We start from the raw sequence: 16,924 nt of genomic DNA, 5'->3' as shown, positions 1-16,924 counted from the left end.
GAAGGGGTCAAAGTTTATGATGGGTTACCAACCATCGGGGTAATTGACTATCCTCAAGGAGGTATCAGGGAGGTCGCCGGCGGGGCATAATCAGTCCGCCGCCTACAGGCATTGACGCGTACGAGATCGAATGACACCCAGAAGCCCGCTTGTCCACCGAATTGCCATTGTCGTTGGCGCCGTTGTGTTGACCGCACTTGTCAGCATGGCGACCACGCTTGCGGTGTCGAAAAGTATTGAAGGTAACGCCACCGCCATCAACCTGGCAGGCGCCTTACGGATGGGTGCTTTCCAGCTGCTGTCCAGAATCGCAACGCCGTCAGCGGAGCAGCCCGGCCAGGATGGCATTGCCACCATGCTGGACCGGTACCAGGAGCGGCTCACAGCGCCAGCCATCCAGGCCGCGGTTCCCCAGGGCAGGGATCATCCCCTCGCGCTCCAGTACCAGACCATTCTGAACGCCTGGAACACCGGTCTACGGCCGGCCCTGGAAGGACACGATCAGGGAGCCCCCATACGCGGGGAGATGCTGGCCGCCACCCGGGCCTACGTGGAAGATGTCGACCGGCTGGTGGGCATGCTGGAACAACGCACCGAAGCCCGAATCGATCTTCTGCACCTGATCCAGATTATCAGCCTGGTGTTTTCCATACTGATCATCGTGGCCCTGTTTATCGACCTGAGGAACCGGATTCTCCGGCCACTGCGCAAGCTGGTGGGCATTGCCACCGCCGTGGGCGAACAGGACTTTTCCCACAAGGCCAACCTGGCCGGCTCCGATGAACTGGCCCAGCTGGGCCAGGCGTTCGACCAGATGACCAGCGAGCTGGCCCTGACTTACTACGAGCTGGAAGAGCGGGCCCGGCTGAAAACCGAAGAACTCGAGAGAAGTCACGCGGCGCTGCAACTGCTGCACTCCGCAAGCCGCGAGCTGTTTGCCAACCACGACCTGTGCCATGGCGCCATTCCCATGCTGCAGGAACTGGAGCAGCTGCTGGGCATCGGCCCCATCCGTCTCTACCTCCATGACCGGGAGTCGGCGGAACCGATCGAGGCCATTACCACCGCCACCCGCGAACGGCCCTTCTATTGCCGGGATCACCACTGCAACGCCTGCCTGGTAACCCCGGAGGTGTATGACGAACTCCCGGTAGAGGATAACGACGGTCGTCGCCTGCTGCTGCCGATACGCACGCCAGGCCAGCTGCTGGGCACGCTGGAAGTCTGGTACCCGGTGGAGACCGGCCTGTCCGAAACCAATCGCCGGCTGCTGGAGACCCTCAGCGACCAGCTGGCCACGGCAATTTTCCTGGAACGGCAGGTCACCGAGGAGCAGCAGCAGACCCTGGCCGAGGAGCGTACTGTGATCGCCCGTGAGCTGCACGATTCCCTGGCCCAGTCGCTGTCCTACCTCAAGATGCAGGTGGCCCGACTGCGACGCCTGAATATCGACGGCGAACAACAGGCCACCCATGAAGCCATACTGGACGAACTCAGTACCGGGCTGAACAGCGCCTACCGGCAGCTGCGGGAACTGCTGGCTACCTTCCGGCTGAAGCTGGACACGCCGGACCTGTACAGCGCCCTGCAGAAAACCATCGCGGAATTTTCCGAGCGCCTGGGTAAACCGGTGGAGCTCAACTACAACCTGCCGCCCCAGACCCTCTCCCCTAATGAGGAGATCCATACCCTGCAGATCGTCCGGGAAGGGCTGGCCAATGCGGTGAAACACGCGGACGCCAGCAACATCTGCGTGGACGTGCTGTTCGAGTCGCCCCAGGTGCGGGTCAGCATCCGGGACAATGGCAAGGGCCTGCCCGGGGGTGATCAGCCCATGAACCACTACGGCCTGATCATCATGCAGGATCGCGCCCGAACCCTGGGCGGCCAGGTGAAGGTGCGCAACCGCGAGGAAGGTGGCGTTGAAGTGGTGCTGTCCTTTGTACCCAAAACCCGAAATCTTATTGCACTGGAATCGTCCAGCGCCTGACAACAAGAGAGAGCCCGATGTCTGAATCCCCCGCAACCATACTGCTGATTGACGACCACCCGCTGCTGCGCCAAGGCATCAAACAGCTCATCGACATGGAAGAGGATATGGTCGTGGCCGGCGAAGCCAGCAATGCCGCCGATGGCATTCGACTGGCCACAGAACTGGAGCCGGACCTGATCCTGATGGATCTGAACATGCCAGAGATGGATGGTATCGAGGCGCTGCGGAAGCTCCGCGAACAGAACATCAGCTCCCGGATTGTGATGTTCACCGTATCGGATCAGGAAGACGACGTGGTTGCCGCCCTTCGCGCCGGCGCCGACGGCTACCTGCTCAAAGACATGGAACCCGAGGACATGATCACCCAGCTGCACCAGGCCGCCGTTGGCAAAATGGTGATCAGCGACCGGCTGACCACGCTGCTGGCCCAGGCCCTGCGTTCCAACAAGCCCCAGCAGACCTCGCGCCCGGATTACGACAGTCTGACCCCACGGGAAAAAGACATCCTGCGACTGATCGCCGAAGGACTGTCGAACAAGATGATCGGTCGCAAGCTGGACATCAGCGACGGCACGGTCAAAGTACACGTGAAACACCTGCTCAAGAAGCTGAACCTGCGCTCCCGGGTGGAGGTGGCCGTGTGGGCCGTGGAGGAGGGCCTCCACAAAGGCTGAGTTTTATCAAATCGCAACGGCGGGCTTTGCTTTACCCTGTGCAGGTTTTTAACCGCACGGAGTAAAGCATGGCCTTATCCCTGCCCCTGGTTGGCTCCATTGAATCCCCTTTGACAAGCCAGACACTTACCGTTATCCGGGAGTACCTGCCCTCCCCCGCGCCACTGATTGCTGCTATCGATCAACAAATTCCGATGCCGGTCAAACAGCTTGTGGCAGAGGCGCCCCTGAATCGCCTGTTCGCCCGGGCAATCAGCGACGGCGAATTCGATGAGTTCGCGGGCCGGCGCATCCGACTGGAAGTAAACGGCGGACAACCGGGCATCACCATTGGCTTCTGGGCCGGTCGCCTGCGTGTGGTTGATGGCCCCGGCGAAGCCACGATCCGCGGCTCACTGGCCGCCTTCAAAACCCTGGCAGAGCGACGACAGGACCCCGATCAGCTGTTCTTCCAGCGCCGCCTGATCATCGAGGGCGATACCGAGCTCGGATTGGCGTTGAAAAACCTGCTGGATAGTCTGGAGTGGCGCATCAAGCCCCCTCTCAACTTTCGGAAAACACCTCATCCTTCATAAAGAGTTTCAGCGCCACAGCGTTATTGTGCTCGGTGTCTTTGGAGGCAAACACCAGCGTTATGCGCTGGTGCTCATCGAGGATCCTGGCGAGTGTCGCAAGATCCTCTGCGGCCTCATCGGATTTGAGCTCTTTCAGGTAGCGGTCACAGAACTCCGGCCATTTCTGCGGATCATGTCCGAACCATTTCCGCAGCTCGGTGGACGGTGCCAGCCCCTTCAGCCAGTGGTCGATGTCGGCATCGTCTTTTGACACACCCCGGGGCCAGATGCGGTCTACCAGCACCCGAGGTCCATCGGAGCGGGCGGGTGCTTCGTAGGCGCGTTTCAGTCGGATGTCCATGGTCCTGTCACCTCCTTGCCGTGGACCCGGATTCTCACGAACCGGGTGGGAAATTCACCAGCAGATTGACTACATTGAACGATTCAAGGGCAATCCACGCCACAAAGCCACCGTAGAGCACAAGCAGACTCCAGGACTCGGTTCGGCTCACGATCATGTGCGTGCGCATCATCAGGAACAGGATCAGCGTGGCCAGGGTCAGCACCGCCATCATGGGCGCGGCCACGGAATAGTTGATCACTGCGGTGCCGGCGATCAAGACGCCTATCGGAATACAGCAGAGCAGGTCGAAGATGTTACTGCCAAGGACGTTGGCCGTGCTTGTAATGCCCTTTCCCTTGCGGGCGGCCCGCACCGAAACGAAGGCGTCCGGGATCGAGGTACCGGCAGCCACCACGGTGATGCCCCATAGGAAACTGGGCGTACCGAGAATATCGCCGAAATTGACCGCCGCGCGAACCAGCCCTTCAACACCGGCGAGAATCAGCACCAGTCCCACCGCCAGTTTACCCCACTCCTTAGCCGGCTGAATGTGGGAGACATCCTCGTTGGACTGATAGTCCATGGTGTCCTGGTACTGGACAAACACATAGACCACATAGAGCACCAGGGGCAGGAACGCGAGCCCACGGGTGAGCTCACCCTGTAACTGGCCCCCGGTTGATTCAACGGGATTGTAGATAACGGCGAAGGAAAACGTCAGCAGTAGCGCGGCCACCGCGATCATGTAGAACTGCGCTTCCTTGTAGACAAGGTCGCGGTTGGTTGCCAACTGTTCCCGGGCAACCAGGCCACTCAGGGCGGGGATGACCATGATGTTGAACAGTGCGGAACCGACAATGGCTGCGACGCCCAGTTCGAATTCGCCATGAACAAGAGTGGAGACGACCACCGTTGCCAGCTCGGGAAAGCTTGAACCGATGGCCACCACAATGGCGCCCTGCACGATCTCCGGCAAACGGTAATACTGGGCCAGACGTTCACTGGCGGCCTCAAGGAGACCACTTCCCTTCCAGACGACAGCGGTACCAACCGCAGCAACCGCCACCCAGATCAGCAACTCGAGAATAAGCACCCCTTCTGTGGTGAAACGTTGGTAACGGAAGTGTTGCGGGCACCCTGCATTTTTTCAACCTCGGGGTGCCACTACTCCATCACCTGTGCCATACCAGGCTGACCGTACCAGTAGCCATTGCAGGGCGGTGCCTCCACCAGTTGCAGCGGATCGACGGCTGGCATCTCCCCGCGGCGCACCTGATCAAATCGGTGAACCACCTCTTCCATACCCTGGTGCTCGGGGCTGAGCCGCACCGTTGAGACGCCCATGTCCGCCATCAGCGGCAGTTGCCGCATAAGGTCGTAGCGCGCGCCAGACAGCGTGGAAATGCCGTTGATCCGGAACAGTTCCTGCGACTCCCGGGAACGCAGCTCCAGGCCGTCCGGGTGCTCGATGCAGCGGAACTGGCAGTTGTCCTTGGGCAGGTTGTAGTGTCGGGCTGTAAAGCAACGGGACGACCAGGCCAGGGGCAGGAAGCCCCACGCAAACACTTCCGCCGGCAGGGCGAGGCCCTCGCGCTCAAGTCCCTGCAGAAGGTGGCCCAAGGTTTCCCGGCCCAGCTCCACTGGCAGGCTCCAGCCCTGCAGACCCTGCCTGGCCAGTAGCTTCAGGGTGGCAACGTTGTAGATATTCATGGACGGACCGGTGACAAACGGCAAGCCGTTGCGGATGGCCACCTGCACAGCGCTCTGGTCGTTGGCTTCCACCATGAACTCGCCCTGCTCGCAGAACCGGCGAAGCCGGCGCAGGTCGGCATCGGATTCAATCAGTGTGAGCGTGGAGAGTACAACGTTCTTTCCGCAGCCCTTGAGATCCCGGGCCAGGCCCAGCCAGTCATCGGGTTTCAGCTCCCGACGCCGGGAGCACACCACCTCGCCCAGGTACACGGTATCCACCGGCCATTCGGCGGCACGGGCGTAGAACTCGAAAACCGTCTGTCGGGACCAGAACCACAGGATCGGCCCAAGGGACAGGTTCAACATCAGACTATACCCCCTATTTCCATTTTCGGTGGTAGGCACCGAGGGTGGTCAGACCGCCCTCGGACAGGCCCGCCAGGGATTTCTGCCACTGAGGCTCCACCGTAAAGTGATCGGCACCCTCGGCCAGGTTGTCCAGGGCATGGCGCCAGGTACGTGCCACCTCAGCAATGTAGGCAGGGCTGCGTTGCCGGCCCTCAATCTTCACTGCGCGAATGCCCAGGGCCGCAAGCTCCGGCAACAGGTCCAGGGTGTTCAGGCTCACCGGCTCCTCAATGGCGTGATAAACACTGCCCTCCACTTCAAAACGGCCCTTGCAGAGAGTCGGGTAGCCCGCCGACTCACCGGGACCGTAGCGGTCTATGAGGACGTCGTTCAGCCGGGATTCCAGACCCTGCGGGGTTTCCTGCCAGCGCACCGCCTTGGCCGGCGAGCAGGCGCCACGGGTATTGGGGGACTCGTCGGTAAGATAGGAGGACAGATAACAGCGCCCTTCCGCCATGATGCACAGGCTGCCGAAGGCAAAGACTTCCAGCTCGACGGGACTGCGCGCGGCAACTCCGCTAACCTGGTCCAGCGACAATACCCGCGGCAGAACCGCCCGGCGAATATCGAAATTGTCCTTGTAGAAGGAAAGCGCCTCGTGGCTGGTGGCGGAGCCCTGTACCGACAGGTGACGGGGGATGTGGGGGTAGCGGTTGGCGGCGTAGTCGAGCAGTCCCATATCCGCCAGGATGATGGCGTCCACCCCGAGGCCGGCGGCGCGGTCCACCGCACCCTTCCAATGCGCCCAGCCGTCTGGCTGGGGGTAGGTGTTGATCGCACAGAACACCCTTACGCCCCGCAGCCGGGCATACTCGATACCCTCGGCCGCTCGCTGTTCATTGAAGTTCAGGCCGGCAAACTGGCGGGCGTTGGTGCTGTCCCTGAAACCGAAATACACCGCGTTGGCACCATTATCCACCGCGGTTTTCAGTGCCGGCAGGCTGCCGGCCGGGCACACAAGTTCCATGATTGTCTCCGCTGCTGGGTCTGGGCGCACCCTACCCACGGCAGCATCGTATCGCCTTGATGATTGTCAGCACGGCTCCGGGACGACACCACCTACCCCGATGGAGATACCCTCCCGGCAATGCTCAAACCTCTGTTTTCCTTATAAATATCAATCGGATAACAAACACTTACTCAGTCTCACCGAGAGACACCTACCCCATCAACTACCCCCTTACGACGATGGTCCGGGGGCCGGTTGAGTCGGGATAATTGCCCCAATTTCCAATCCGAGAAAGGCAACACGATGAAACTGATCAACAACCTCTCCATGCGGGGCAAACTGATGACCCTGGTGGTGCCGGCATTGCTGGTAATCCTGTATTTCGCCCTGGACAGCATTGCACTGAACTACAGCGAGCGTGAGAACATGCAGCATCTGCGCGCCGCCGTGGAGCTGGCCGAAATCGGTGACCCGCTCACCGAATCGCTGCAGAAAGAACGGGGCCGCTCTGCTGTCCTGCTGGCCGCAAGGCCGGACAGCGAAGGCGCACTGCAGGCAGGGCGCGATCTCGCCAGCCAGCGCCAGGAAACCGACAGTCGGATCAGCGTCTATCGCCAGAGCATCCAGGCACTCACAGCGCGATCCGAATTCGATGCCACGGTTGCTGAAAGCATCCAGTCCGTCGAACGGAGCCTGGCGAGCCTTGCCCAGATCCGACGTTCCATCGACGGTCGGGCAATCACCGCGTCCGAGGCTGCGTCTTATTACACCGGCACGATCACATCGCTGACTGACCGCATTGGCCTGATTGTTCGCCGCACCAGCGATGCCGACCTGACCCGGCAGATCAACGCCTACCGGGCCATGGCGGAACTCGCGGAAAGGGCAGGTCGTGAGCGCGCAGCTGGCGCCGCGTTGATTCGCAGTGGCGAGTTTGATCTGCCCACGCTCCAGCGAATTGCCGGCCTGGCCGGGCAGCAACAGGCCTACCTGGACAACGCCCTGGCGATGCTGGCCTCGGACGACAGCCACAGGATCGCACTGGCGGCCCTGCCAGGCTCCGCCGAAAGCCGTGCCCTCGATGAGCAGCGGGGCACTTTGTTCAGCAGCCCCTCCGGGATGTACGCCCTGGATGCTTCCGACTGGTTCGCTACCGCTACCGACCGCATCCGCGCTCTCAATACCCTGCGCCAGGACCTGCTGACCGAAATAAAGCAATTGGCCGACATCGCCGTGGCCGACGCCCGCCAGGATCTGATCACCGCCTCTGCGATAGCGGGCGCCGCGATCCTGGGCGTGCTGACCCTCGTTCTGATTATCATCCGGGCCATCAATCTCCAGGTCGGTCGTCTGCTTGAAGGCGTGCGCTTCGCCATGGACAACAAAGACCTGACCCGCAATATCCTCGTTGCCAGTCGCGACGAGGTGGGCACCATCGGCAAGGCCATCAACGAGCTGTTCGGGCGTTTCGGCAATGCCTTGCTGCAGATCGACAAGTCCAGTGTCCAGCTGGCCGCCGCCACCGAACAGACCAGCTCCACCGCCGGGCAAAACTCCAGCCAGGTGAAGAACCAGCAGCAACAGATTGAACAGGTGGCCGCAGCGACCGAGGAAATGTCCGCCACCTCCGAGGAAATTTCCCGCAACACCCAGCAGGTGGCTGACGCTGCTCGCAGCGCCATGGACAAGAGCCGGAGTGGTGAACAGGTTCTGCACGGCAGCGTACAGAGTATCCGTTCACTGGCGCGTTCCGTTCAGAAAGTGAACGAGGTGATCGAAGAGCTGGAAAGCCGGAGCGCCACCATCAGCGATGTGGTGGATGTGATCCGCAAGGTGGCCGACCAGACCAACCTGCTGGCCCTGAACGCGGCGATTGAAGCTGCCCGTGCCGGCGAGCATGGTCGCGGCTTTGCCGTGGTGGCCGACGAAGTGCGCACCCTGGCCCAGCAGACTCACCAGTCCACGACGCAGATCGAAGACATCATCAACGGGTTCAAGGACATTACCGAAAACGCCAGTCGCTCCATCCTGGAGAGCCACAAGCTGGCGAACGCCACCAGCGAGCAAGCCTCCGAATTGGAACAGACCTTTGCGGACATCCTCACCGATGTGAACAGCATTTCCGACATGGCCAGCCAGATTGCGACCGCCTCGGAAGAGCAGGTGGCGGTAACCCGGGAACTGGCCGGCAGCATGGAGTCGGTGAGCGAAGCGGCAATCCTGACCCTGACCGGTTCCCAGGAAATCACCCAGGTGACCGGAGAGCAGGCCCGGCTGGCCCGGGTGCTTCAGGATCTGGCCAACGAGTTCAAGGTGCCGGCCTACAGCTGATACCACCGCTGGCAAGAAGGGCTGTCCGGAAACGGACAGCCCTTTTTTTCGTTCTCTGACCCGATTGCGGGAGTTTCAGATAATCCGGGAGAACCTCTGGCTGGCACCTTCCTTACGATACAGGTCGAAGATCTGGCAGATGGCCCGGATCAGCAACCGGCCGGCAGGCTGAACCTGGAGTGCCTGGCCATCATCAGCGATCAATTCATCCTGAACCATGGGCTTGAGGCGCCCGAGCTCATCGGCGAAGTACCGGTCCAGATCTTCCTGCCACACCGCCGAGAACCGCTGGCGATCCAGCCGGAACTGGCAGATCAGTTGGCCGATCACCCAGCGGCGGATGCGGTCATCGCGCGTGAGGTTCACACCCTTGGTGATGGCCAGTTGGCCGGCATCAATGGCCGTTTCCCAGGAGGGAAGGTCGTGGTTGTTCTGGAAGTAGGCGTCGTCGGTCTGCCCTATCGCGGACACGCCCAGGGACACCAGGTCACACTCGGAGTGGGTGGTATAACCCTGGAAGTTCCTGTGCAGTCGACCTTCCCGCTGGGCCACGGCCAGGCTGTCGTCAGGCTTGGCGAAGTGGTCCATGCCGATGTACTCGTAGCCGGCTTCCAGCAACCGGTTGATGGTGTTGTGCAGGATCGTCAGCTTCTGCTGCGGGCTGGGCAGGGTGTCGGCCTGAATGCGGGTTTGCGGGTAGAAGCGGTCTGGCAGATGGGCGTAGCTGAACACGGAAAGCCGGTCCGGTGACATTTCAATCACCGCTTCCAGGGTTTCCGCGAAGCTTTCCGGGGTCTGGTACGGCAGGCCGTAGATGAGATCGAGGTTGATCGACCGGAAACCGATACGGCGCGCCTCGTTGAGCACCGCCTCGGTCATGGCCCGGGGCTGGATGCGGTTCACCGCCTTTTGTACCTGCGGGTTGACGTCCTGTACGCCCAGGCTGATGCGGTTAAAGCCCAGTTCCCAGAGGGTTGGCAGGGTGTCCTGATCCACCTCGCGCGGATCAATCTCCACGCTGTAGTCTCGCTCTGCCCCGCTTTGCAGGTTGAACAGCTCTCCGTAGCCTTCCATCAGGTGCTGCATGACATCCCTGGGCAAGAAGGTGGGCGTGCCACCGCCCCAGTGCAGCTGGGTGACCGGCCGGTCGGCGCCGAACAACTTTGACTGAAGCGCCGCTTCTTTCAGCACCCGCTCCACGTAAGGCATGGCCTTGTCGCGCTTTTTGGTGATCACCTTGTTGCAGGCGCAGTAGTAGCACAGGTGCGCGCAGAACGGCAGGTGAGTATAAAGCGACAGGGGCCGGCCGCTGGCCTTGCTGCGGGCGGCGGCCTTGACCATTTCTTCCACCGGGTAGTTCTGGTTGAACTCGACTGCGGTGGGATAGGAGGTATACCTGGGGCCACTGAGGTCGTAGCGGCGGATCAGGGCGTCGTCCCACTGGAATTCAGGCAGTGTTGCTGTTCGGGGCTGGGGTGCGGCGGTGGTGGTCATGGTCGGTGCTCTGGCGTGTATCTGCGGTCTTGGGGATTGGTCCGCATTGTGCGGCAAAGGGTGCGGTGCCGTTTTGATGCGGGTCAGCTGAGTGATGGTTTCAGTTTACCAGCCGGGTTTATGAACCACCCTTGGGCTGTTGGCGTACTTCCTGTACCTCTTAATGAGGAGCTCTGGTGACTGGCGCCCGGTATGCAGAGGGGGTGCCCTGCCAGAATACGCTGTAGATACGTCCCTGTACGCTCGGCTCCGCCATCCATGGCTCCGCACGATTCTGTCAGGGCACCCCCTCTGCATACCTCACATCATCGCTAGTCTGCGATCAGAAAATTGGAGTGAAGCGCCCACTATGCCGAACGTGATCCTGATTCTCGGAGACCAATTAACGAGAGACGTCAGTGCTCTTGAGAACGCCGACAAGAATCGGGATCTGGTGGTAATGGCCGAAGTTCACGATGAGGCCAGCTACACCAACCACCACAAGAAAAAGATCGTGCTGCTGTTCAGTGCGATGCGTCACTTTGCCCGGCAACTGGAGGGCGAAGGCTGGCAGGTGCATTACCAGGCCTATCATCCGGAAAACGAACACCAGAGTCTGGAGGCGGTGGTTGGCGAGCAGTTGAAGCGAACAAACGTGGAGAAGGTCATTACCACCGAGTGCGGTGAATGGCGGCTGCATGAGCAGATCAGTGGCTGGCATGAGCGGCTTGGGGTGCCGGTGGAGATTCGGCCGGATTCACGGTTTATTGCCAGCAAACAGGAATTTACCGACTGGGCCGAGGGGCGCAAGCAACTGCGGATGGAGTTCTTCTACCGGGAGATGCGGCGCAAGACGGGCCTGCTGATGACGGGCGCCGGCGGGCCGGAGGGCGGGCAGTGGAATTTTGATGCCGACAACCGGAAGAAGTGGACCGGCAAGCCGCCGGCACCGGCGCCCTTCCGGGTGGAGCCGGACGCCATCACCGGCGAGGTGATTGCCCTGGTGGACGAGCATTTTGCCGATCACTTCGGTACCACCGAGGACTTTCACTTTGCCGTAACGCCCGGGGATGCCGAGGCGGCGCTGGAACATTTCATCGACTTTGCCCTGCCCTGCTTTGGCGATTACCAGGATGCGATTTCCGATTCCGAAGACTGGCTGTTCCACTCGATTCTGTCGCCCTACATCAACTGCGGCCTTCTGGATCCGCTCGCGGTGTGCGAGGCGGCGGCGCAGGCCTGGTATTCGGGGCGGGCGCCGATCAATGCGGTGGAGGGGTTTATCCGTCAGATCCTGGGCTGGCGCGAATTCGTGCGGGGGATTTACTGGATGAACATGCCGCAGTATGCGCAGGAAAACCGGCTCGGCAACAATCGCGCCCTGCCCTGGTTCTACTGGACCGGCGAGACGAAGATGCGCTGCATGCACAAAGCCATCGATGCCACCCGCCGCAACGCCTATGCGCATCACATCCAGCGGCTGATGGTGACCGGCAACTTTGCCCTGCTGGCGGGCATCAAGCCCGAGGAGATCTGCGACTGGTACCTGGCGGTTTACGCCGATGCATACGACTGGGTGGAGCTGCCCAACGTTCTCGGCATGGTGATGCACGCCGATGGCGGCTACCTCGGCTCAAAGCCCTACGCCGCCAGCGGCAAGTACATCCAGCGCATGTCCGACCACTGCGCCAACTGCCATTACAAGGTGAACAAGGCCACCGAGGACGACGCCTGTCCGTTCAATGCCCTGTACTGGCATTTCATCGACCGGCACCGGGACGACTTCGCGAACAATCCCCGCATGGGGATGATGTACCGGAACTGGGACAAGCAGAAGCCGGACAAGCGAGAGGCGCTGCTCCGGCGCGCCGAGCACCTGCTGGCGAACCTGGAGCAGCTCTGACGCCCTGGATGGCGTCGATGGTGTCAGTGAGGGGCGATCCGCTTTTCCGTCTCAGGATCGAAGAACACCACTTTCTTCATATCGAACATCAGCTCGGCGGTTTCGCCCCACGTAACCGGATGCTCGGGGTCAATCCGGCAGTGCACGTTGGTGTCGTTGAGCTGGATCAGCGCGATCACGTCCGGGCCGGTGGGTTCGGTCACCTCGATGGTGAACTCCCCCTTGGTGACCAGGCTCTGATCGTTCTTCTGATCCTGGGGCTGGGTGATGTGTTCCGGGCGAATGCCCAGAATCACCTGGCTTCCCTCCCGGTCGGCCAGGTAATCCGGTACCGGCAACCTCAGTGTGTTGCCGTTGTTGCCGCGCACTTCCGCGTACAACCCCTGTTCGCCCCGGGCTACGGTCACTGGCACAAAACTCATGGCCGGTGACCCCATGAAGCCGGCCACAAAGAGGTTGGCCGGGGTGTTGTAGACCTCTTTCGGCGTGCCCAGCTGCTGCAGCTCGCCGTCCTTGAGTACGGCAATCCGGTCGGCCAGGGTCATGGCCTCGATCTGGTCGTGGGTCACGTACACGATGGTGGTTTTAAGGCGCTGGTGCAGCTTCTTGATCTCCGTGCGCATTTCCACCCGAAGCTTGGCGTCGAGGTTCGACAGCGGCTCATCAAACAGGTAGATGCGCGGCCGGCGAGCCAGGGCCCGGCCCATGGCCACCCGCTGCTGCTGACCGCCGGACAGGTTCGCCGGCTTTTTGTTGAGCAGCTGGGAGATCTGCAACAGATCCGCCACCCGCTCCACTTCCTGGTCAATCTCGTGCTTGGGAAGCCCACGGATCTTGAGACCGAAGGCGATGTTCTCGCGCACGCTCATGGTGGGGTACAGGGCGTAGGACTGGAACACCATGGCGATGTCACGGTCCTTCGGCTCCATGGTGGAGATGTCCTTGCCCTCCAGCACAATAGATCCGTCGGTAATGGTTTCCAGGCCGGCGATGGTGTTCATCAGGGTGGACTTGCCACAGCCGGATGGGCCCACCAGGATCAGGAATTCCCCGGAGGCGATGTCGATGTCGATGCCCTTGAGGGTCTCCTCGGCAACGCCCGGGTAGGTTTTGCGGATGCTCCGAAGCTCCAGTTGAGACATTGTTGTTATCCTCTCTGATCAACCTTTCACGGAGCCGGCGGTGAGGCCCCGGATAAAATATTTGCCGGCGACGATGTAGACCACCAGCGTGGGCAGGGCGGCAATCATGGCCGCCGCCATGTCAACGTTGTATTCCTTCACCCCGGTGCTGGTATTCACCAGGTTGTTCAGGGCCACGGTGATGGGCTGGCTGTCGCCGCTGGCGAACACCACGCCAAACAGGAAGTCGTTCCAGATCTGGGTGAACTGCCAGATCAGGGACACCATGAAAATGGGCGTGGACATGGGCAGCAGGATGCGGAAGAAGATAGTGAAGAAACCAGCGCCATCCAGCCTCGCCGCCTTGATCAGCGCATCGGGAATGGCCACGTAGTAGTTTCTGAAGAACAACGTGGTAAAGGCCACCCCGTAGATCACATGCACCAGCACCAGGCCGGTGGTGGTGTTGGCGAGCCCGAGTTTGCCCAGTGTGGCGGCCATGGGCAGCAACACCACCTGAAAGGGCACGAAGCAGCCGAACAGCAGCATGCCGAAGAACAGGTCAGAGCCCTTGAACTTCCACTTCGACAGCACGTAACCATTGAAGGCCCCCAGCAAGGTGGAGATCAACACGGCCGGCACCGTCATCTTGAAGGAGTTCCAGAAATAGCCCCGGATGCCCTCGCACTGAACGCCGGTGCAGGCCTCGGACCAGGCCTTGGTCCAGCCGATGGTGGTCCAGTCCGTGGGCAGGGCCATCAGGTTGCCAGTACGGATGTCCATCGGCGTTTTGAAGCTGGTCACCAGCATGATGAACAGCGGAATCAGGTACACCAGCGCAGCCAGCAGCAGAACGCCGTAAATGGCTACGCGACTGGGACGAAAGCCGGTACGAACCACATCAGTCATGGCGCTTCTCCCTCAGTTCGGAATACAGGTAAGGCACCAGAAGCGCCAGAATCGCCCCCAGCATCAACATGGCGCTGGCCGAGCCCAGTCCCATCTGGCCCCGCGTGAAGGTGTGGGCATACATGAACACCGCGGGCAGATCGGTGGAGTAGCCCGGACCACCGGCGGTCATCGCCATTACCAGGTCGAAGCTCTTGATGGCAATGTGGGCGAGCACCATCACCGCACTGAAAAACACCGGCCGCAGGGAAGGCAGGATGATTTTCCAGTAGATCAGCGGCAGGCTGGCACCATCCACCCGGGCCGCCCGGATGATGGAAGAATCGACGCCGCGAAGCCCGGCCAGAAACAGCGCCATGACAAAACCGGAGGCCTGCCAGACCGCGGCCATCACAATGGTGTAGATGGCCATGTCGGAGTTCACCAGCCAGTCGAAGCTGAACGAGGTCCAGCCCCAGTCGTGCATGAGTTTTTCCAGGCCGAGGCTCGGGTTGAGAATCCACTTCCAGACGGTGCCGGTGACAATCATCGACAGTGCCATGGGGTACAGATAGATGGTGCGGATGGCGCCTTCCTGGCGGATTTTCTGGTCCAGAAAAATGGCCAGTACCACGCCAATCACCAGGCAACTGAGAATGAACAGGCCGCCAAAGATCCCCAGGTTGGCGGAGGCCGTCAGCCAGCGGTCGTTGGCCATCAGCTTGGCGTATTGCTCAAAGCCGACAAAGTCGTACACCGGCAGAAAGCTGGAGCTGGTGAACGACAGCACGCCAGTCCAGAGCATGTAGCCGTAGATGCCAACCCCGATCAGTACAAAGGTAGGTGCCACCACCAGCTTCGGCAGCCAGCGCTGGAGGGCGTCAAGCAGGCGCGACGGCGCCCGGGCCACCCGCGCTGGGTAACGTTGAGTGTGTTCCATGATGAGTCTCCCGAAGGGATCGGGGGCCACCCTGGGCGGGCAGCCCCACCGGATCAGAGTGCCGCCTGGATGGCTGCCGCCAGCTGGTCGGTGGCCCTGGCCGGATCCTTGTTATCGGAGTTCACGAAGTTGGTCACCACATCGAAGATCTGGCCCTGCACGTAGCTGGTGGTCGCCAGCCCGTGGGCAAAACTGGGTACCAGTCCGCCGGTGTCGGCACTGCTCTTGAAGGTGTCCATGGACGCCTGGGCGCAGGTGTCGAAGCCAGACATATCCATATCGGTACGTACCGGAATGGAGCCCTTGGCCTTGTTGAACACCGTCTGGAACTCGGGCTCCAGGATGGTGCGGGCCAGGTCTTTCTGGGCCTCGGTGTTGGCCTCGTCACTCAGGCTGAACATGGCAAAGGAATCCACGTTAAACGTGAACTCTCCGGTGGTGCCTGGCGCCGGTGCGCAGATGTAGTCCTCACCCGGGGTCAGGCCCGCAGCGGTGAACTCGCCTTTGGCCCAGTCGCCCATGATCTGCATGGCCGCCTCGCCCCGGATCACCATGCCAGTGGCGGTATTCCAGTCGCGCCCGGCGGCGTTGTCGTCCACGTAGCTCATCACTTTGGCAAATTCGGAGAACACCTCCTCCATCTTCGCGCTGTTGATCACCTTCATGTCATGCTCCACGAAGGCGCGGGCAAAGTCCTCGGGACCCATAACCGCGAGGGCCACCGCTTCGAATACCGTGGCGTCCTGCCAGGGCTGGCCACCGTGGGCCAGAGGAATCACGCCTGCGGCCTCCAGTTTTTCGGCGGCAGCGTGGAACTCATCGAGGGTGGTTGGCACCTTCACGCCGGCTTTCTCCAGCACATCCGGGTTGGCCCACAGCCAGTTGACCCGATGCACGTTCACCGGCACCGCCACGTAGTTGCCCTCGTACTTCATGACATCGGCAATCACCGGTGGAATCAGCTGGTCCCAGTTATTGGCTTCGGCCACATCGTCCAGGCTGGTGAGAAAGCCGAGCTTGGCCCACTCGCGGATGTCCAGCCCCTTGATCTGCGCGGCCGCCGGCGGGTTGCCGGAAACCGCCCGGGTCTTGAGCACGGTCATGGCCGCTTCACCGCCACCACCGGCCACCGCGAAGTCTTTCCAGGTGTGACCCTGCTCTTCCATCATCTCCTTCAATGCGGCGGCGGCGCGGGCTTCACCACCGGCCGTCCACCAGTGCAGGACTTCCACTTCACCGGCCTGGAGCGCCTGGGCCGGCAGCAGGGCCGCCGTTACCGCGGCGGCAGCGAGGGTTTTCTTGAACAGTTTCATTGTCATTCCTTCTTGTTTTGTTGTCTTGATCAGGTTCCGAACCAGACTTTCAGTTGAGAGCCGAAAGTCTATTGGCCGCGATCAAGATTGCTCTTCCCAAAACGTGGGTATACACATTCAAAAATCGCTCAAAACGTGTAAAGGCCCGGTTTGAGGCTACCTCACAAATACCGGTTAAGGGACTCGTTGCGGTCCTCCCAGATTCCGTTTTCAGCTTGATGCCGCACGCGACCCCGAACATTCGCGGACTTTTTATCTTTGTTGTGTAGACAACTCTGGAGTCTATGGCAGGAAGCGACAGCACTACGTATCAAAGGGAAATGCCCATGTAACAACCTTGTT

General features: G+C 61.0%; 14 protein-coding genes. 5 read left to right on the top strand and 9 right to left on the bottom strand.

Going from position 1 to position 16,924, the window contains the following annotated elements:
* The first annotated feature begins 130 nt into the window (after positions 1–130).
* The 3 genes from ACFC20_RS12970 to ACFC20_RS12960 all read left to right on the top strand — a co-directional run bounded on the left by ACFC20_RS12970 (position 131) and on the right by ACFC20_RS12960 (position 3,242).
* Positions 131–1,990, top strand: a complete 1,860-nt coding sequence (locus tag ACFC20_RS12970) for a histidine kinase (RefSeq protein ID WP_375193376.1) — start codon at positions 131–133, stop codon at positions 1,988–1,990.
* A 17-nt stretch (positions 1,991–2,007) separates the two neighbouring features.
* Positions 2,008–2,667 carry a two-component system response regulator NarL gene (narL, locus tag ACFC20_RS12965; protein WP_375193375.1) on the top strand — a complete coding sequence of 220 codons (660 nt, stop codon included), beginning with the start codon at positions 2,008–2,010 and terminating at the stop codon, positions 2,665–2,667.
* Positions 2,668–2,735: 68 nt separating this feature from the next.
* Positions 2,736–3,242 (top strand): SCP2 domain-containing protein, encoded by a 507-nt coding sequence (locus tag ACFC20_RS12960; RefSeq protein ID WP_375193374.1) that lies wholly within the window; start codon positions 2,736–2,738, stop codon positions 3,240–3,242.
* Here the strand turns inward: ACFC20_RS12960 and ACFC20_RS12955 are convergent.
* From ACFC20_RS12955 to ACFC20_RS12940, 4 genes are all read right to left on the bottom strand, one after another.
* On the bottom strand, positions 3,211–3,582 hold the full coding sequence (locus ACFC20_RS12955) for a DUF488 domain-containing protein (protein ID WP_375193373.1): 372 nt from the start codon (positions 3,580–3,582) through the stop codon (positions 3,211–3,213). The two genes, ACFC20_RS12960 and ACFC20_RS12955, sit on opposite strands and share 32 nt — an antisense overlap.
* Positions 3,583–3,616: 34 nt before the next feature.
* Positions 3,617–4,657: a sodium:calcium antiporter gene (locus ACFC20_RS12950; protein ID WP_375193372.1), complete on the bottom strand. Its 1,041-nt coding sequence runs from the start codon at positions 4,655–4,657 to the stop codon at positions 3,617–3,619.
* A 71-nt stretch (positions 4,658–4,728) separates the two neighbouring features.
* The gene (locus ACFC20_RS12945) at positions 4,729–5,622 is read right to left on the bottom strand and encodes a U32 family peptidase (RefSeq protein ID WP_375193371.1); all 894 of its coding nucleotides are present in this window, start codon (positions 5,620–5,622) and stop codon (positions 4,729–4,731) included.
* 13 nt (positions 5,623–5,635) lie between these two features.
* The gene (locus ACFC20_RS12940; RefSeq protein WP_375193370.1) at positions 5,636–6,631 is read right to left on the bottom strand and encodes a peptidase U32 family protein; all 996 of its coding nucleotides are present in this window, start codon (positions 6,629–6,631) and stop codon (positions 5,636–5,638) included.
* A 285-nt stretch (positions 6,632–6,916) separates the two neighbouring features.
* Between ACFC20_RS12940 and ACFC20_RS12935 the strand changes: the two genes are divergently transcribed.
* On the top strand, positions 6,917–8,944 hold the full coding sequence (locus ACFC20_RS12935; RefSeq protein ID WP_375193369.1) for a methyl-accepting chemotaxis protein: 2,028 nt from the start codon (positions 6,917–6,919) through the stop codon (positions 8,942–8,944).
* 75 nt (positions 8,945–9,019) lie between these two features.
* Here ACFC20_RS12935 and hemN read toward each other — a convergent pair whose 3' ends face one another.
* On the bottom strand, positions 9,020–10,438 hold the full coding sequence (gene hemN / locus ACFC20_RS12930) for an oxygen-independent coproporphyrinogen III oxidase (RefSeq protein ID WP_375193368.1): 1,419 nt from the start codon (positions 10,436–10,438) through the stop codon (positions 9,020–9,022).
* A gap of 349 nt (positions 10,439–10,787) precedes the next feature.
* On the opposite strand from hemN, the gene ACFC20_RS12925 reads away from it, so the two are divergent.
* Positions 10,788–12,320, top strand: coding sequence for a cryptochrome/photolyase family protein (locus ACFC20_RS12925; protein WP_375193367.1), 1,533 nt, complete (start codon positions 10,788–10,790; stop codon positions 12,318–12,320).
* A 23-nt stretch (positions 12,321–12,343) separates the two neighbouring features.
* Here ACFC20_RS12925 and ACFC20_RS12920 read toward each other — a convergent pair whose 3' ends face one another.
* The 4 genes from ACFC20_RS12920 to ACFC20_RS12905 are packed head-to-tail and all read right to left on the bottom strand — an operon-like array spanning position 12,344 to position 16,582.
* On the bottom strand, positions 12,344–13,462 hold the full coding sequence (locus ACFC20_RS12920; protein WP_375193366.1) for an ABC transporter ATP-binding protein: 1,119 nt from the start codon (positions 13,460–13,462) through the stop codon (positions 12,344–12,346).
* A gap of 18 nt (positions 13,463–13,480) precedes the next feature.
* A complete protein-coding gene (locus ACFC20_RS12915) occupies positions 13,481–14,350 on the bottom strand; it encodes a carbohydrate ABC transporter permease (protein WP_375193365.1) in 870 nt (289 codons plus the stop codon).
* Positions 14,343–15,269, bottom strand: a complete 927-nt coding sequence (locus ACFC20_RS12910; protein WP_375193364.1) for a carbohydrate ABC transporter permease — start codon at positions 15,267–15,269, stop codon at positions 14,343–14,345. Before ACFC20_RS12910 ends, ACFC20_RS12915 begins: the two co-directional genes overlap by 8 nt.
* Before the next feature lie 53 nt (positions 15,270–15,322).
* Positions 15,323–16,582 (bottom strand): ABC transporter substrate-binding protein, encoded by a 1,260-nt coding sequence (locus tag ACFC20_RS12905; protein ID WP_375193363.1) that lies wholly within the window; start codon positions 16,580–16,582, stop codon positions 15,323–15,325.
* Positions 16,583–16,924 lie beyond the last annotated feature (342 nt).

The sequence above is a fragment of the Marinobacter sp. genome (assembly GCF_041984545.1).
In the GTDB taxonomy this organism is placed as follows: Bacteria; Pseudomonadota; Gammaproteobacteria; order Pseudomonadales; family Oleiphilaceae; genus Marinobacter.
This window is presented reverse-complemented; position numbering and strand designations above follow the sequence as displayed.

Bases quoted from the DNA above. Each gene is read 5' to 3' on its own strand.
- ACFC20_RS12970 (WP_375193376.1), top strand. From the start codon at position 131: ATGACACCCAGAAGCCCGCTTGTCCACCGAATTGCCATTGTCGTTGGC.
- narL (WP_375193375.1), top strand. From the start codon at position 2,008: ATGTCTGAATCCCCCGCAACCATACTGCTGATTGACGACCACCCGCTG.
- ACFC20_RS12960 (WP_375193374.1), top strand. From the start codon at position 2,736: ATGGCCTTATCCCTGCCCCTGGTTGGCTCCATTGAATCCCCTTTGACA.
- ACFC20_RS12955 (WP_375193373.1), bottom strand. From the start codon at position 3,582: ATGGACATCCGACTGAAACGCGCCTACGAAGCACCCGCCCGCTCCGAT.
- ACFC20_RS12945 (WP_375193371.1), bottom strand. From the start codon at position 5,622: ATGTTGAACCTGTCCCTTGGGCCGATCCTGTGGTTCTGGTCCCGACAG.
- ACFC20_RS12940 (WP_375193370.1), bottom strand. From the start codon at position 6,631: ATGGAACTTGTGTGCCCGGCCGGCAGCCTGCCGGCACTGAAAACCGCG.
- ACFC20_RS12935 (WP_375193369.1), top strand. From the start codon at position 6,917: ATGAAACTGATCAACAACCTCTCCATGCGGGGCAAACTGATGACCCTG.
- hemN (WP_375193368.1), bottom strand. From the start codon at position 10,438: ATGACCACCACCGCCGCACCCCAGCCCCGAACAGCAACACTGCCTGAA.
- ACFC20_RS12925 (WP_375193367.1), top strand. From the start codon at position 10,788: ATGCCGAACGTGATCCTGATTCTCGGAGACCAATTAACGAGAGACGTC.
- ACFC20_RS12920 (WP_375193366.1), bottom strand. From the start codon at position 13,462: ATGTCTCAACTGGAGCTTCGGAGCATCCGCAAAACCTACCCGGGCGTT.
- ACFC20_RS12915 (WP_375193365.1), bottom strand. From the start codon at position 14,350: ATGACTGATGTGGTTCGTACCGGCTTTCGTCCCAGTCGCGTAGCCATT.
- ACFC20_RS12910 (WP_375193364.1), bottom strand. From the start codon at position 15,269: ATGGAACACACTCAACGTTACCCAGCGCGGGTGGCCCGGGCGCCGTCG.
- ACFC20_RS12905 (WP_375193363.1), bottom strand. From the start codon at position 16,582: ATGAAACTGTTCAAGAAAACCCTCGCTGCCGCCGCGGTAACGGCGGCC.